This is a genomic window from Duganella zoogloeoides (assembly GCF_034479515.1).
Taxonomy (GTDB): domain Bacteria; phylum Pseudomonadota; class Gammaproteobacteria; order Burkholderiales; family Burkholderiaceae_D; genus Rugamonas; species Rugamonas zoogloeoides.
On record NZ_CP140152.1, the window covers coordinates 1,576,874 to 1,591,547 of the forward strand.

Annotated in this window: 15 protein-coding genes; 5 read left to right on the top strand and 10 right to left on the bottom strand. The window is 64.3% G+C overall.

The window, feature by feature from the left end:
* Position 1 precedes the first annotated feature (1 nt).
* Positions 2–1,159: a FecR domain-containing protein gene (locus tag SR858_RS06955; RefSeq protein WP_019922022.1), complete on the bottom strand. Its 1,158-nt coding sequence runs from the start codon at positions 1,157–1,159 to the stop codon at positions 2–4.
* Complete coding sequence (locus tag SR858_RS06960; RefSeq protein WP_019922023.1) at positions 1,156–1,668, bottom strand: sigma-70 family RNA polymerase sigma factor; 513 nt, start codon at positions 1,666–1,668, stop codon at positions 1,156–1,158. Before SR858_RS06960 ends, SR858_RS06955 begins: the two co-directional genes overlap by 4 nt.
* 186 nt (positions 1,669–1,854) lie before the next feature.
* Between SR858_RS06960 and ppa the strand changes: the two genes are divergently transcribed.
* Positions 1,855–2,397 carry an inorganic diphosphatase gene (ppa, locus tag SR858_RS06965; protein ID WP_019922024.1) on the top strand — a complete coding sequence of 181 codons (543 nt, stop codon included), beginning with the start codon at positions 1,855–1,857 and terminating at the stop codon, positions 2,395–2,397.
* A gap of 72 nt (positions 2,398–2,469) precedes the next feature.
* On the opposite strand, the gene SR858_RS06970 is transcribed toward ppa, so the two are convergent.
* The gene (locus tag SR858_RS06970; protein WP_019922025.1) at positions 2,470–2,766 is read right to left on the bottom strand and encodes a YciI family protein; all 297 of its coding nucleotides are present in this window, start codon (positions 2,764–2,766) and stop codon (positions 2,470–2,472) included.
* Complete coding sequence (locus SR858_RS06975) at positions 2,763–3,572, bottom strand: SDR family NAD(P)-dependent oxidoreductase (protein WP_019922026.1); 810 nt, start codon at positions 3,570–3,572, stop codon at positions 2,763–2,765. The genes SR858_RS06970 and SR858_RS06975 overlap by 4 nt, the downstream gene beginning before the upstream one ends.
* Positions 3,573–3,751: 179 nt before the next feature.
* Between SR858_RS06975 and SR858_RS06980 the strand changes: the two genes are divergently transcribed.
* Positions 3,752–4,840 carry an AraC family transcriptional regulator gene (locus SR858_RS06980; protein ID WP_051120319.1) on the top strand — a complete coding sequence of 363 codons (1,089 nt, stop codon included), beginning with the start codon at positions 3,752–3,754 and terminating at the stop codon, positions 4,838–4,840.
* Positions 4,841–4,883: 43 nt separating this feature from the next.
* Here SR858_RS06980 and SR858_RS06985 read toward each other — a convergent pair whose 3' ends face one another.
* A complete protein-coding gene (locus SR858_RS06985) occupies positions 4,884–5,510 on the bottom strand; it encodes a Crp/Fnr family transcriptional regulator (RefSeq protein ID WP_019922028.1) in 627 nt (208 codons plus the stop codon).
* A 211-nt stretch (positions 5,511–5,721) separates the two neighbouring features.
* Entirely contained in the window at positions 5,722–6,843 is a 1,122-nt protein-coding gene (locus tag SR858_RS06990) for a GNAT family N-acetyltransferase (protein WP_019922029.1), read from the bottom strand.
* 116 nt (positions 6,844–6,959) lie between these two features.
* Between SR858_RS06990 and SR858_RS06995 the strand changes: the two genes are divergently transcribed.
* A complete protein-coding gene (locus tag SR858_RS06995; protein ID WP_019922030.1) occupies positions 6,960–9,014 on the top strand; it encodes an NAD(+) synthase in 2,055 nt (684 codons plus the stop codon).
* 111 nt (positions 9,015–9,125) lie between these two features.
* A complete protein-coding gene (locus SR858_RS07000) occupies positions 9,126–9,464 on the top strand; it encodes a P-II family nitrogen regulator (RefSeq protein WP_019922031.1) in 339 nt (112 codons plus the stop codon).
* Between the two features lie 53 nt (positions 9,465–9,517).
* Here the strand turns inward: SR858_RS07000 and SR858_RS07005 are convergent, their stop codons facing one another.
* The 3 genes from SR858_RS07005 to SR858_RS07015 all read right to left on the bottom strand — a co-directional run bounded on the left by SR858_RS07005 (position 9,518) and on the right by SR858_RS07015 (position 12,712).
* A complete protein-coding gene (locus SR858_RS07005; protein WP_019922032.1) occupies positions 9,518–10,159 on the bottom strand; it encodes a PEP-CTERM sorting domain-containing protein in 642 nt (213 codons plus the stop codon).
* Positions 10,160–10,175: 16 nt separating this feature from the next.
* Complete coding sequence (locus tag SR858_RS07010) at positions 10,176–11,939, bottom strand: rhamnogalacturonan lyase B N-terminal domain-containing protein (protein ID WP_019922033.1); 1,764 nt, start codon at positions 11,937–11,939, stop codon at positions 10,176–10,178.
* A 140-nt stretch (positions 11,940–12,079) separates the two neighbouring features.
* Entirely contained in the window at positions 12,080–12,712 is a 633-nt protein-coding gene (locus tag SR858_RS07015) for a trimeric intracellular cation channel family protein (protein WP_026637322.1), read from the bottom strand.
* Between the two features lie 198 nt (positions 12,713–12,910).
* On the opposite strand from SR858_RS07015, the gene SR858_RS07020 reads away from it, so the two are divergent.
* Complete coding sequence (locus SR858_RS07020; protein ID WP_019922035.1) at positions 12,911–14,008, top strand: NADH:flavin oxidoreductase/NADH oxidase; 1,098 nt, start codon at positions 12,911–12,913, stop codon at positions 14,006–14,008.
* On the opposite strand, the gene SR858_RS07025 is transcribed toward SR858_RS07020, so the two are convergent.
* The gene (locus tag SR858_RS07025) at positions 14,009–14,671 is read right to left on the bottom strand and encodes a Smr/MutS family protein (protein ID WP_019922036.1); all 663 of its coding nucleotides are present in this window, start codon (positions 14,669–14,671) and stop codon (positions 14,009–14,011) included. It lies immediately after the preceding gene.
* Positions 14,672–14,674: the final 3 nt, after the last annotated feature.

Genomic DNA, 14,674 nt, shown 5'->3' on the forward strand with positions numbered 1-14,674 from the left:
TTTAGCGCGGTCCCAGTGTGACCCAATAACGCGTAAGACTGCGCTGGCGCAGCGGGAAGGTGCGGGTGAGCAGGGCCAGCGCGCGGTCGGTGTCCGTCAGCGGAAACACGCCGGAAATGCGCAAGCCCGCAACGCCCGGATCGCAGCCCAGGCGCCCGTGGCGATATCGCGACAGCTCGGCGAGCACCTCGGCCAGGCTGCGGTCGTTGACCAGCAAATGGCCCGAGCGCCACTGGCCGGCATTGTCCGGCGCGGCCTGCGCTGCCTCGGCCCTGCTGCGGGTAAAGCGCACCTGCTGGCCAGCGCGTAGCAGCGCCGGCTGATGAACCGCGTTGGTTGCTGCTGGATTGCCTGCCGCAGAACCGCTTGGCGCAGGAACGCCGATCAAAGGATCGCCTGCCGCAGGATCGCTTACACCAGCACCGGTTGCCGCAGCACCTGCTCCGGCAACCGCGCCAGCGCATATCGCCACTGCATGCTCGAGTACCGCCACCTCGGTATAGCCACCGGACTGGCCCTCAAGTGGAGCATCGTACTGGCGCACCGTAAAGCGCGTGCCGAGCGCGGTCACGCTGCCTTGCGCCGTCTGCACGATGAACGGGCGCGGATCGGCTGCCTGTTGCGGCTGGCGCTGGCGCGCCGTCTCGATCAGCACGGCGCCGGCCCACAGCCGCACCACCCGTTCGGTACCGGTAAAACGTACATCGACGGCGGTGGCGGTGTCGAGCACCAGCAGCGAGCCATCGGCCAGCACGACCTCGCGTTGCTGGCCGATGCCGGTGCGGTAGTCGGCCAGCAACGGCCGCGCAAAACCCTGTTCGCCCGCGCCGCGCCAGGCCACGTAACCGAGCGTGCCGGTGGACGCCAGCAGCGCCACGCCGCGCAGCGCCTGGCGCCGGCTGCGCGCATGTTCGGTCATGCGCAGTGCGGGCGCGGCGATATTGGCGGGCACTTGCAGCAGCGCCGCGCGCATGGACTCGATCCGTTGCCAGGCGCGCCCGTGGTCCGGGTGGGCGGCCTGCCACTGGCGCCACGCCGCGCGTTCGGCATCGGTGATGGCGCCCGAGCACAGGCGTGCGTACCACGCCACCGCTTCCTTGCGGACCACGGCCTCGTCGCGCGGCGCCTGCGCATCGGTTGCGGGCAAACGGGCGTTCATGGCGCCAGCAGGTAGCAGTGTTCGATGGCCTTGCACATGTGGTTGCCGACCGTGCGCCTGGTCACGCCCAGTTCCACCGCGATCTGCTCGTAGGTGAGGCCATCGAGTTGCGATAGCAGGAACGCCTGCCGCACCTGCGGTTTCAGTCCGTCGAGCATGGTGTCGATGGCCACCAGCGCTTCGAGCATGATGGCGCGTGTTTCCGGCGACGGCTGGTGGACGTCGGGCAGGGCGGCCAGCGCATCGAGGTAAGCGCGTTCGACATCCTTGCGGCGGAAAAAGTCGGCCATCAGGCCGCGCGCGATGGTGCCCAGGTAGGCGCGCGGCGCGCGCAGTGCCGGCGCCTGGGCCGGGCTGCTGCGGGTGAGCACGCGCACAAAGGTATCGTGCGCCAGATCGGCGGCATCGCCGGCATTGCCCATCTTGCGGCGCAGCCAGCCGTGCAGCCAACCGTGGTGGTCGCTGTACAGGGTGGCGGCGCTATTGTCGTGGAGGGTAATGGGCGGCACGATGGTTCTATATCAAATGGTAATCATTCTCATCTGAGTGATCATAACATCCCTCCCGCGTGTGCGCCACCACCAACAATCGGACGCACGCGCGGGTGCTGCGCCGCACAAGCAAGCTGTACTTCGCTATAATTACGCGGTTAATCCATTGTCCAATTGTCAGCACCCCTCCAACAAGGAAAACCCATGAGCTTGAATAAAGTGCCTTCGGGCCGCGATGTGCCTAACGACTTCAACGTGATCATCGAAATTCCGATGAACGCCGATCCGATCAAGTACGAAGTCGATAAAGATTCCGGCGCGATTTTCGTGGACCGTTTCATGGGCACCGCCATGCATTACCCATGCAACTATGGCTACGTGCCGAACACCCTGTCGGATGACGGCGACCCGGTGGACGTACTGGTGATCACCCCGTTCCCGCTGATCCCTGGCGTGGTCGTGCGTTGCCGTCCTATCGGCGTGCTGAAAATGACCGACGAATCCGGTGAAGACGCCAAAGTCCTGGCCGTGCCGGTCGATAAAGTACTGTCGATCTACAGCCACTGGCAAAAGCCGGAAGACCTGAACGAACTGCGCCTGCGCCAGATCCAGCACTTCTTCGAGCATTACAAGGATCTGGAAAAAGGCAAATGGGTCAAGATCGACGGCTGGTACGGCGTGGAAGATGCCAAACAAGAAATCCTGAACGGCGTTGCGTCGTACAACAAGGAAAACGCTGCCGGCTAACCCGCCAGCGCGTTCCATCAAAAAGCCCGGCTGCATTGCGCAGCCGGGCTTTTTTGCTTTCGACGCCGCCGTTCAGGCGCGGCTGGCCAGATGCAGCATCGGATGATGTACATAGTGCCCCACACCGTTGCGCACGAGCGGGTCCCGCGCCGTCAGCGCGTCGATGTCCTGGTCGTCGGCGATGCGGTACAGCGACACACCGTAGGCGCCGGCCGGGTCCAGTACCGGGCCGTGCGCCACGATCAGCCCCTGCGCCATCAGGTCGTTCAGGAAGGCGCCGTGTGCGGCCATCCATTGCTGCTCGTCGGCCGACATGGTGGCCAGGAAGTCCGCGCGGGGCGGGATGAATTGGCACAGGTAGTTTTTCATGATGCCGCCTCGGTCACGCTCTTGTGGATGGCGCTTTCAAACATCTTCGGCAAGTACTGCTGCAGGAACAGGATCATGCCGGTCATTTTACCCACCGGGTTGCTGAAGCGCGGCCGCGCCGTGCCGATCAGGCCGACGATGGTGTTCACCACCGCGTCCGGCGCCTGCGCTTCGGCAATGCCTTTGCGGGTGGCGGCGTCGGCCTTGCGGCGGTACGTATCGTAGTCGTGAATGGTGTTTTTCTTGGCGGCCACGGCGTTATGGCCCAGTTGGGTCTTGAACCACATCGGTTCGACCATGCTGACCTGGATGTTGAACTGGTCGAGTTCGAAACGCAGCGCCTTGAAATAGCCCTGCACCGCGTGCTTGGATGCCGTGTAAAACGCCAGGTTGGGCGAGCCAAGCAGACCGACTATGGAACTGACGGTAACGATTTGCCCCTGCTTGCGGGCGCGGAAGTGGGGCAGCAGGGCGTTGGTCACCGCCACCGTGCCCCAGAAATTGGTCTCGAACTGCTCGCGGCCCAGCGCCAGCGGGGTTTCCTCGGCGAGACCGGTCACCATGTAGCCGGCGTTGTTGACCAGCACATCGAGGTGGTCCACTTTGGAAAACAGCAGCGCCGGCAAGTTCGCCACCGACTGCGCGTCGTCGAGGTCCAGCGGCAGCAGGGTAAACGGCACGGCGGCGGCATATTTTTCCGGTTGGCGGCTGGTGCCGATGACCTGGTAGCCGCGCTGGTGGAGGGTGGTGGCGAGCATCAGCCCGAAGCCCGACGAGGCGCCGGTGATCAGCACAGTCTTTTTCATGATGTTTCCCTTGGTGTCAGTTTGCGATGAACGAACTTTGCCTGCGAAACGCGGCGGTGACACTCGCGCAACGCGCCAACATGACTGCCAAACGCGCCAACTTCGCCGCACGCTGCGTGCCGATGCGATTGGCGCGTTCGGCGATTGCCGTGGCGCGATCGGCCCGCTAGACTGATTGCATGGAAACTCATATCGCTACCTTGCATCATCATGCCCGCAGTCGCGCACTCGACTATGCGGTCTGGCCGGGCTGGCGCGTGCTGATGGAAGACGCCGGTTTGCGCACGGCGCCCGTGTTGCGCCGCGCGGGGCTGCCTGGTGACCTGTTCGCGCGGCCCCAGGTCAGGCTAGATCCGCAGCAGTTCTTTCAACTGTGGCAAGCGCTTGAGGCCGAGGCGCTGTCGCTCGATTCCGATCTGCCGGCGCCGCTGCGCATCGCCCGGGTGATGACCGCCGACTGGTTCGATCCGGAATTGTTTGCCGCGCTCTGCAGCCCCGATCTCGGCAGCGCACTCGCACGCATTGCAACGTATGTACGGCTGATTGCGCCGATGCAGTTTCACGTCGAGCGCGGCAGCCGGCAAAGCCGGCTCACCATCGACTTTCTCGGCGGCGTGATGGCGGCGCCGACGGTGTTCCTGGCGTTCAAGCTGATCTTCTTCGTGGGACTGGCGCGGCTGGCGACGCGGTCCCCGGTCCGACCGCTGCAGGTGGGGTTGCCGGGGCCGCCAACCGGCGCCGATGCCTCGCTCTACGAGGAATTTTTTGGCGCAACGATCCAGCCCGCACCGCTGGCAACGCTGGTATTTTCCAATGAAGACATGGATCGGCCGTTTTTAACGGAGAACCACAAGATGTGGCAGGTGTTCGAGCCCGGACTGCGCCAGCGCTTGGCCGACCTTGATTGCACTGCCGGCATGGCCGAGCGGGTGCGCAGCCTGCTGCTCGAGTTGTTGCCCGCCGGGGCGGTGTCGATGGGGGAAGTCAGTCGCAAGCTGGCGGTCAGCACTCGTACCTTGCAGCGCAAGCTGCACGAGGAGGGCACGACGTTCCAGCGTACGCTCGACGCCGTGCGCGATGCGCTGGCCCATCACTACCTGGGTAGCACCGCCATGTCGGCGGCGGAAATCTCGTTTCTGCTGGGATTTGAAGACGCCAATTCCTTCGCCCGGGCGTTCCAGGGCTGGACCGGCCATACGCCGCAAACGGTACGCAATCGATTGCGGGAAGCGGCGGCGACGTCTGCTGCGTCCATGCGCAGCAAGTGAAGGGCGGGGCGCGTGCGATATGGCCGCGCCCGGCCGTGCCGAGTCAGTTGCGGGCGTAAGCCTCGGCGTTGGATTCCGCACCGGCTTCGATACCGGCCAGTTCGGCTTCCGCCTCGCGGCGCAGGCGCGACATGTACTGCGGCGTGATGCCCAGGTACGAAGCGATGGCCCGCTGCGAGATGCGTGCTTCCAGGCCGGGATATTCCTCGCGGAATGCGGCCAGGCGCTCCTGGGCCGAGGTCTCACCGGTGGCGTAGGCGCGCTGGGCCAGGTTGTGCATGCCGTGCATGGCCGCCTGCAGGTGGTAATGCTGCATCACCTCGCTTTGGGCGCGCAGGGCGCTGGCCTGGGTCCAGTCGAGCGTAAAGCCGTGGATCGTGGTTTCCGCCACCAGGAACTGCACGGCCGGCTGGCCATTCTCACCGGCGATCAGGTCGGTGAGGGTAGTGGCCGACTCCCCTTCGCGATAAAAGCGCAGGGTGACCTCCACGCCGTCGCGGTTGAAGAACCCGCTGCGCGCCACGCCGCTGGCCAGCCAGTGTACCTGGGTGGCGACGGCGCCGGCACGCTGCAGGAACTCGCCCTTGCGCACGGTAAATGGCTGGGCGATCTGCGCCAGCTGGTCGGTGACATTGGTATAAGCCTCTTCGGTAACACCAAGACGTTTCATCGTCGCGGCCTTGAAGCGGTTCCGTTGTTTTATAAAATCTGCATTCATTGTTTTACGTCACGTGTTGTGACAAAACCGTCAACGGGCATAGAGTATAGGCGCGTTTGAAAATGCTGTGAAGCAAACTGGTTTCATCCATGGTCAGATAGTTGCTACCGCTAACATTCTACCCTTTTAACGAAATCCTCACATAATTACGTAAGGGTTACCCTTATTTGAACGGCGCGTGCTCGGCCAACTCGTCGATATATTCCTCGATGGCGGCAGTTTCCTGCGCCAGGAAATCGCCGATGGCGGCGGCAAAACGCGGGTCCGCCACCCAGTGCGCCGACCACGTGGGCGTGGGCGATAGGCCGCGCGACATCTTGTGCACGCCCTGGGCGCCGCCCTCGAAACGGGCGATGCCGTGCGCAATGCAATACTCGATCGCTTGCACGTAACAGGTTTCAAAATGCAGGCCCGAGACAAATTCCGTCGTGCCCCAGTAGCGGCCGTACATGATGCCGCCGCCCACCAGGTTGAGCGCCACGGCCACCGGCTGGTCGCCGCGCTGCGCCAGCACGATCATCAGGTTGTCGGCCATGTGTTCGCGCAATTGCTCGAAAAAGGCCAGGCTCAGGTAGGGTCTGTTGCCATGGGCCTGGTACGTGGACACGTAGCAGCGGTAAAAGAACGCCATCACCTCCTGCGTGATGGCGGCGCCGGCCAGGTGCTGGAAGGTGATGCCGGCGTCAAACACGCGGCGGCGGTCCTGGCGGATCTTCTTGCGCTTGTCCATCTTGAAGCTGGCCAGGAACGCGTCGAAATCGGCGTAGCCGGGATTTTCCCAGTGGAACTGCACTCCTTCGCGCAGCATGAAGCCGGCCGCTTGCAGCGCTTGCCGGTCCTGCTCGTCGGGGAACAGGATGTGCAGCGACGAGGTTTCCAACTGTTGCGCCACTTGCAGCACGGCGCGCGCGAGCAGGGCGCGGTCGTCAGGCGTGCGCGCCAGCAGGCGCCTGCCGGTCACCGGCGAGAACGGCACCGCCGAGAGCAGCTTCGGATAGTATTCGATGCCGTTGCGGTGGAAGGCGTCGGCCCAGGCGTGATCGAATACATATTCGCCGCGGCTGTGATGCTTGAGGTAGAGCGGCATGGCGCCGTGCAGCACGCCGTCGCGGTACATGACCAGGTAGCGCGGGGTCCAGCCCGTTTGTGGGCAGGCGCAGCGGGTGGTGTGCAGCGTGTGCAAAAAGCGGTATGCCAGCGTGGGATTGTCGCCGGCCAGCGCTTGCCACTGCTGCTCGTCCACGCCCTCCAGCGACTCGATGATCGAAAACTCTGCTTCTGACACACTGCCTCCTGCCCATGATGGTAGGCCAAGTCTAGCGTATCCACGCCCTTTGCGTTGGCGGTGCGCATGCGATAATTGGATTCCATGCCTGTGCACCACCGTCGGAAAGATCCTTTATGAGCTCGAATTTCCTCAATCTGTACACCCACGATTTCGCCCGCGTGGCCATTGCCGCGCCGGTGTGCCGCATCGCCGACCCCGCCTACAACGCCGAGCAGACCATTTTGCTGGCCAGCCAGGCGGCGGAGCAGGGCGCGGCCCTGGTGGCGTTCCCGGAACTGGGCCTGGCCGCCTATACCTGCGATGACCTGTTCCACCAGCGCGCCCTGCTCGACGCCTGCCTCGATGCGCTGGCGGAGATCGTCAACGCCTCGTTGCAGTGGAAGATGGCGGTCGTGGTGGGCGTTCCGCTGCGGGTGGAGCACCAGCTGTACAACTGCGCGGTGGTGGTGGCCAACGGCCAGATCCAGGGCGTGGTGCCCAAGTCGTACCTGCCCAACTACGGCGAGTTCTACGAAGCGCGCCAGTTCAGCAGCGGCGACTACGCGGTGGCGGTCGAGATGGACTTGCTCGGTGAACGCGTGCAGTTCGGCGCCGGGTTGCTGTTCGAGGTGGCCGACGTGCCGCTGCTCAAATTCCACGTCGAGATCTGCGAAGACGTGTGGGTGCCGGTGCCGCCGTCGTCGTTCGCGGCGCTGGCCGGCGCCACGGTACTGGTCAACCTGTCGGCCTCCAACGCGGTGATCGGCAAGGCCGGTTACCGCAACCAGCTGGTCGGCAACCAGTCGGCGCGCTGCATTGCCGCCTACCTGTACACGTCGGCCGGCGGCGGCGAGTCCACCACCGACATGGCGTGGGACGGCCAGGGCGTGATCTTCGAGAACGGCGAACTGCTGGCCGAATCGAAACGGTTTACCGACGAACCGGTGCTCACCTTTGCCGACATCGACCTTGAGCGCCTGTCGCGCGAGCGGATGCGCATGAATACATTCGCCCAATCGGTGCAGCGCCACGCGGCCGAAGTCAACAAGTTCCGCACCGTGTTCTTCGAGCTGGAGCTGTCGCGTGAAGAGCCGCTGGCGCTGCGCCGCTGCGTCGAGCGCTTCCCGTACGTGCCGGCCGATGCGCGCCGCCGCGACGAGCGCTGCAACGAGGTCTACAACATCCAGGTGCAGGCGCTGGCGCAGCGCCTCAGTTCCAGTGGCATCAAGAAGGTGGTGATCGGCGTCTCGGGCGGGCTCGATTCCACCCACGCGCTGCTGGTGTGTGCGCGCGTGATGGACAAGCTGGGCTTGCCGCGCACCAACATCCTGGCCTATACCATGCCCGGCTTTGCCACCAGCGAGCGTACGCTCAAGCAGGCGCACGCGTTGATGCAGCTGGTCGGCTGTTCGGCCCAGGAAATCGATATCCGCCCCAGCTGCATCCAGATGCTCAAGGACCTGGGGCACCCGTACTCCGAGGGCCAGGCGCAGTACGACATCACGTTCGAGAACGTGCAGGCCGGCGAGCGTACCAACCACCTGTTCCGGCTGGCCAACCACCACGGCGGCATCGTGGTCGGTACCGGCGACCTGAGCGAGCTGGCGCTGGGCTGGTGCACGTACGGCGTGGGCGACCATATGTCGCACTACAACGTCAACGCCAGCGTGCCGAAGACGCTGATCTCGCACCTGGTGCGCTGGGTGGCCGAATCGGGCGTGATCGGCCGCAATGATGCGCAAGTGCTGCTCGACATCCTCGGCACCGAAATCAGTCCCGAGCTGGTGCCCGGCACCGCCGGTGGCCAGCCCGAGCAGCGCACCGAGAGCACCATCGGCCCATACGAGCTGCAAGATTTTAATTTGTACTACGTGCTGCGCTTCGGCTTTGCGCCGTCCAAGGTGGCGTTCCTGGCGCTCAACGCCTGGCGCGACAGGACGCTCGGCCGCTGGCCCGATGGCGACCACGTGGCGCGCAACCAGTACGACCTGGCAGCGATCAAGCACAACCTCGGGATTTTCCTCGACCGTTTCTTCCGTACCAGCCAGTTCAAGCGTAGCTGCGTGCCGAACGGACCGAAGGTGGGCAGCGGCGGCTCGCTGTCGCCGCGCGGCGACTGGCGGGCGCCAAGCGATGGCCAAAGCGTTGTCTGGATGGAAGAATTACGCGCCATTCCGGTGCACGACTGACAAAAGTCCGGACTCGGCGTCAAGGCGGCTGGTAAGTGCGCTGTTGTCGATTACAATAGATCCATTGCTATTGCTGGCCAAGAATTTTTGATTCAAATAATAGGAGAAGTCATGAAACAGATTACCGCAGTGATCAAGCCGTTCAAGCTGGACGAAGTGCGCGAAGCGCTGGCCGAAGTGAACGTGACCGGCCTGACGGTGACCGAGGTCAAGGGCTTCGGCCGCCAGAAAGGCCACACCGAACTGTATCGCGGCGCGGAATACGTGGTCGATTTCCTGCCGAAGGTGAAGGTTGAAGTGGTCGTGGACGACGGCGTGGCCGAGCAGGTGGTGGACGCCATCATCAAGGCTGCCCGCACCGGCAAGATCGGCGACGGCAAAATCTTCGTGCAAAACGTCGAGCAGGTGATCCGCATCCGTACCGGCGAAACCGGCCCGGACGCAGTGTAAATCAGTTCAATACGTCACTCCCGCCCGGGAGTGACGCAGCCGCCGCCGTCGTTTTAACGGCGGTTGGCCCTGCGGCGCCATCCGATCAGCGCCAATCCTCCCATCAGCATCGCCCACGTCTGCGGTTCCGGCACTGCCAGCACCCGCACATTGTCGATTGCCGCCGCGCTGAAGCCGCTGGTCCGGTTGGCGGTCGAGAACGCGTAGAACCGTACTTCGTCCATCCCGCGTACGTCGCTCAGTCCCAGCACCGAAGCGCCGCTGAAATTGCCCGACCCCGTCAACAATCCGTCCAGGTAAGTGGTCCAGTAGCCGTGCCGGTTCAGGTAGCCCGAGCCGACGCCGAACTCGATGCTGGTGAAGTCGCGGCCATCGGCGACGCGGATGCCGATATAGGCATTGCTGCCCGCCGTCGCCAGGTAGTTGCCGGAGAACGCAGGGCTGAGTTCATTCGGCGCGTCGTAGCAATCGATGCCGGCGTAGCCGCAGCCGTTGTTGCTGGCCGAGCCGCTGGCAAAGAACAGCAGGCCGTCTTCGGTCCAGGTGTTCGACAAGGCCGCATTGCCTTCGAACGTGGCGGCGTGGTTGTAGCCGGCGAGAATGGCGCTGTTGCCGGTGGTGGCGGTGACCGCCGCTGCGGCGCTGCCGGCGGCGCCGGCCAGCAGCACCGAGAGGGCCAGGGTACGTAGATTCATGGGTTTTCCTGATGGGTTATGGTGTTGGAATCAGATCGACGGCATCCCAGGCATAGCCGGGGCTCAGGTACTTGACGCCGCTCGAGCCGCTGATGGCCGTGAGCGTCAAGATGTTCTGGCCCACCAGCAGCTCGCTGGCCGGGATGTTAAAGGTCAGCATGGTGTTATTGCCGCGATAGGTGCCAACCGTGAGGGTGCGGGTTTTCGGCTGGTTCGGCGCGGCCGGATTGGCCGAGCTCCAGCCGTTGACTGCGATCTTGGGGCGGCCGCCGGCGTAACCGACCGTGATGCCGGCGCGCAGCGTGTAGGCGCGGATTTCGCTCTGCTTGAGATTGAAGCGGATCACCAGGTTGCCGTTCACTTCCTTCCACTGGTAGGCCGGGAAACCGGTGGCCGGGGTGGAGGTGCCGATCACGTAATCGGGCACGGTCCAGGCGGCCATGCGCACATCCTGCGGGTGCATGGTGGTGAGCTTGTCGCCGTTGATGAACTCGTTGGGCGTGCCGTCCCAGTCGCCGATGCGCCACTTGGGCGTGACGCTGCTCGGGTCGCCCGCGACGGTGATGGTATTGAGCGTGGTGACGGCGCCGGCGTTGACCGTCACGCTGCGGGTATCCACCGCCAGCTCGTTCTTGTACACCGTCATGGTGTAGGTGCCGGGCAGCATGCCGGCGCTGCTGTAGTAACCGTTGGATGGGTTGGCGTCGGCATAGTACTGCGCCGTGGCGTTGGCGAAGCCGACCGTGTAGGCATAGCGCGTGTCGCGGTTGGCGATGCCCACGCCCGCCACGCCGCCACGGCCGCTGTCCGGCACGTAGCCGAGCAGGCCCATGCCGGCGAACCATGATGTATCGATGGCGCCCGGTGCGCTGCCGTCGGTGAAAGTCATGGTGTAGGTGTTGAGGATGCCGGGGCGGAACGCCTCGGTCTGCGCCTCGCCGTAGTTGATGATGTAGGTGATTTCCTGGTTGCTGGACGTGCCCTGGTTGAGCAGGCTGCGGTAGAACGGCCCGCCCGAGCCGCCTTCGTGGTTGTCGCGCACGATCCACAGGCCGGCGGTGGCGCTGGTGGCGCCGATGTAGCGCCAGTCCTTGAGCCGCATGTTCGAATAGTGCTTGGAGCGGGTTTCGCCGTTGGGCATGCCGAACACGTCGCCCGATTCGATGGCGCCGTTGGTGCCGCGCAGGTCGGACGGCACCGGGCCGTTGGGCAGCGCGGCGATCGGTACCCGCACGATGAAGCGCGCCAGGCCCAGCGTGCTCGGTTCGGTCGTGAAGTACGTGCCCATGTAGATGTTCGGATCGCCCCGGCGCGCCATGTAGTAGTGGGTGAGGTCGCCTGCTTGCACGGTGATCTTGATGGTGTCGGCGCCGACCGTGGTGGCGGTCACGGCCACCGCCGAGACATTGTTGTACAGGTAGTCGAAGCCCGAGTTCAGCTGGGTGCCGCGCGCCTGGTCCTGGTACTGTACGCCGTTGTAGATCATCGAGGCGATATCGCCGGCCGACTGGGTGCTCACGCCATTGTCGGTGCGGCGGATCTTGAACACCAGTCCGGCGCCGGTATCGACGGTGTAGAAGTTGGCGTCCTGGGTGAGGCCGAAGGTTGCGGCGTTGGCCAGCGTGGCATTGCTGGCGTCGGCGCCCGCGACCGTGGTGGTGGCGAGCGTGCGGGCCGCTGGCATGTTGCTGTCGCTGGTACTGCTGCCACTGCCACCGCAACCGGCGAACAGGGACAGCGCTGCCGCGCCGGTGAGGACGCGCAGGGTGTTGGTTTCCATGATTGTGTCTCCCTAAATATATTATTTATATTGAATAGGGCGCGCCGGCACGCTGACACACATAGTCTTGCGTTGCCCGGCGGCGGTCAACGCCGCCGATGCAACAATTGCAAATAAATCACTTTGCTGATTGTCAGCGACTATTTGTCGGACGGCAGATGTAACTCGAACTTCCACGTCACCAGCCGCATCACCGTGATCGAGGCGGCGCTGGCCCACAGGGCGACGTCGTCGGAGACGTCGGTGTATTGCAGGCCGATGTACATCCAGCAGCCGAAGAAGGCGCAGATGGCGTAGGGTTTGCCGTCGCGGAAGACCATCGGCACTTCGTTGCAGACGATGTCGCGCAGCACGCCGCCAAAGATGCCGGTGATCACGCCCATCATCGAGGCGATGAACAGCGGCATGCCCGCCGCCTGCGCCTGCGACACGCCCGCCACCGCGAACAGGCCCAGGCCGATGGCGTCGGCGATCACGATCAGGCGTTCGGACAGGATTTGCTTGAGGGTGCGCATCAGCGGCGCGGCGATCAGTGCCAGCACGAAAATCAGGATCGCGTATTCCTGGTGCATGACCCAGAACAGCGGCCGGCGGTCGAGCAGGATGTCGCGCAACGTCCCGCCGCCGAACGCGGTGATGAAGGCCACCGTGAATACGCCCACCAGGTCCATGCGCTTGCGGCGTGCCTCCACGAACCCGGAAAACGCGCCCACCAGGATCGCCACGATCTCGATGACGGTGACCAGGGAAACGTGAACCGGAACGTGGGACATGTAGGGCATCGGGTGCGAACGGTAGCGGAAGTCGAAGATTGCTCAGGTTAACATGACCGCCGCCAACCGTGTAACTTAGTTGCTCGGCTGACACGCTGCGAAGCTTGCTGCGCCTGCTTAGGCGATTTGGCCGCCCCGACTGCACCTAATTCATTAATGAATTATGATGCTGTTCAGATCAACTTTAAAGTTTGAGCGATGACCGCATTATTTACCCCGTTTTCCCTCAAGGACGTCACGCTGCGCAACCGTATCGCGGTGCCGCCGATGTGCCAGTACAGCGCCGACGATGGCCTCACCAACGATTGGCACCAGGTGCATTACCCGGCCCTGGCGCGTGGCGGCGCCGGCCTGGTGATCGTGGAAGCGACCGCCGTGTCGCCGGAAGGGCGCATCACCCCCGGTTGCCTGGGCCTGTGGAACGACGAGCAGGCCGCCGGCCTGGCCCGCATTGCCGCCGGCATCAAGGCCGCCGGCGCCGTGCCCGGCATCCAGATCGCCCATGCCGGCCGCAAAGCCAGCGCCAACAAGCCGTGGGAAGGCGACGATCACATCGCTGCCGACGATCCGCGCAGCTGGCAAACCATCGCACCGTCGGCCGTGGCGTTCGGCGCCAACCTGCCGCAGGTGCCCAAGGCCATGACGCTCGACGACATCGAGCGGGTGAAGGCAGATTTCGTCGCGTCCGCCCAGCGTGCGCGTGACGCCGGCTTCCAGTGGCTCGAACTGCATTTCGCCCATGGCTACCTGGCGCAAAGCTTTTTCAATGTTGATGCCAACGTGCGTGACGATGCCTACGGCGGCGACTACGCCGGCCGTAGCCGCTTCATGCTGGAAACTCTGGCGGCCGTGCGCGCGGTATGGCCCGAGCACCTGCCGTTGACAGCCCGTTTCGGCGTGATCGAATATGACGGCCGCGACGAGCAGACGCTGGCGGAGTCGATCGATGTCACGCGCGCGATGCATCAGGGCGGGCTCGATCTGCTCAACGTGAGCGTGGGCTTCTCCACCCCGAACGGCAATGTTCCGTGGGGAACGCCCTTCCTGGCGCCGATCGCCGAACGGGTGCGCCGCGAGGCGGCCTTGCCGGTGGCGTCGTCGTGGGGGATCGATGCGGCGGAGGTGGCCAACCGCGTGGTGGCCGACCAGCAGATGGACCTGGTGATGATCGGCCGCGCTTTCCTGGCCAATCCGCACTACGCCGCGCAGATGGCGGCGGAGTTGAAAGTGGAGCGTCCTACGTGGCTGCTGCCAGCGCCGTATGCGCACTGGCTGGAAAAGTATCGCCCTGGTTGATTAGCGCTCGGGCCGCAGCGCGGCCCTCAGCAGCACCATCAGCGCGCCTTCTCCACCTTCCGAGGAGCGCGCCTGGCAGAATGCCACCACTTCTTCTTTTTGCACCAGCCAGCTGTGCACCATCGATTTGAGCACTGGTTCCTGGCCGCGCGAACCAAAACCGCGGCCGTGAATTACGCACACGCAGCGATGGTTGCGCATGGTCGAACGGCGTAAAAAGTCGCCGATGGCGTCGCGCGCCTGGTCGCGCCGCATGCCGTGCAGATCGAGCTCGTCCTGCACCGGCCAGTGGCCCTTGCGCAATTTTTTCACCACGTCGGAACCGACGCCGGGCGCGGCGTAATTGAGCGCCGGGTCTTCTTCCAGGTAATGATCGACTTCAAACAGGTCGGACAGCGATTCGCGCAGCACTGCAGCGTCGTCCTCGGCTTGCGTCAGCTTGCGCTTGACGGGCAGGGCGGCACCGGCCGTTTTCGGCAACTGCGGCACATGGCGGTCCGATTCGGGCAGGCGCTTGACGCCGCCGAGCGCCGACTGGAAGATATTCGCCTCAACCACCTGGGTCTTTTCCCGCTTGACGCGCTCCGCCTCGGCGGCGGCGCGCGCCTCGGTCTGTTCCCTGAGCTGCTTGCTCAGCGATTTCAGTTCCGAGAAGTCTTTCATCGC

Bases quoted from the DNA above. Each gene is read 5' to 3' on its own strand.
- SR858_RS06955 (WP_019922022.1), bottom strand. From the start codon at position 1,159: ATGAACGCCCGTTTGCCCGCAACCGATGCGCAGGCGCCGCGCGACGAG.
- SR858_RS06995 (WP_019922030.1), top strand. From the start codon at position 6,960: ATGAGCTCGAATTTCCTCAATCTGTACACCCACGATTTCGCCCGCGTG.
- SR858_RS06970 (WP_019922025.1), bottom strand. From the start codon at position 2,766: ATGAAAAACTACCTGTGCCAATTCATCCCGCCCCGCGCGGACTTCCTG.
- SR858_RS07025 (WP_019922036.1), bottom strand. From the start codon at position 14,671: ATGAAAGACTTCTCGGAACTGAAATCGCTGAGCAAGCAGCTCAGGGAA.
- SR858_RS07005 (WP_019922032.1), bottom strand. From the start codon at position 10,159: ATGAATCTACGTACCCTGGCCCTCTCGGTGCTGCTGGCCGGCGCCGCC.
- SR858_RS07015 (WP_026637322.1), bottom strand. From the start codon at position 12,712: ATGTCCCACGTTCCGGTTCACGTTTCCCTGGTCACCGTCATCGAGATC.
- SR858_RS07010 (WP_019922033.1), bottom strand. From the start codon at position 11,939: ATGGAAACCAACACCCTGCGCGTCCTCACCGGCGCGGCAGCGCTGTCC.
- SR858_RS06980 (WP_051120319.1), top strand. From the start codon at position 3,752: ATGGAAACTCATATCGCTACCTTGCATCATCATGCCCGCAGTCGCGCA.
- SR858_RS07000 (WP_019922031.1), top strand. From the start codon at position 9,126: ATGAAACAGATTACCGCAGTGATCAAGCCGTTCAAGCTGGACGAAGTG.
- SR858_RS06985 (WP_019922028.1), bottom strand. From the start codon at position 5,510: ATGAAACGTCTTGGTGTTACCGAAGAGGCTTATACCAATGTCACCGAC.
- SR858_RS07020 (WP_019922035.1), top strand. From the start codon at position 12,911: ATGACCGCATTATTTACCCCGTTTTCCCTCAAGGACGTCACGCTGCGC.
- ppa (WP_019922024.1), top strand. From the start codon at position 1,855: ATGAGCTTGAATAAAGTGCCTTCGGGCCGCGATGTGCCTAACGACTTC.
- SR858_RS06975 (WP_019922026.1), bottom strand. From the start codon at position 3,572: ATGAAAAAGACTGTGCTGATCACCGGCGCCTCGTCGGGCTTCGGGCTG.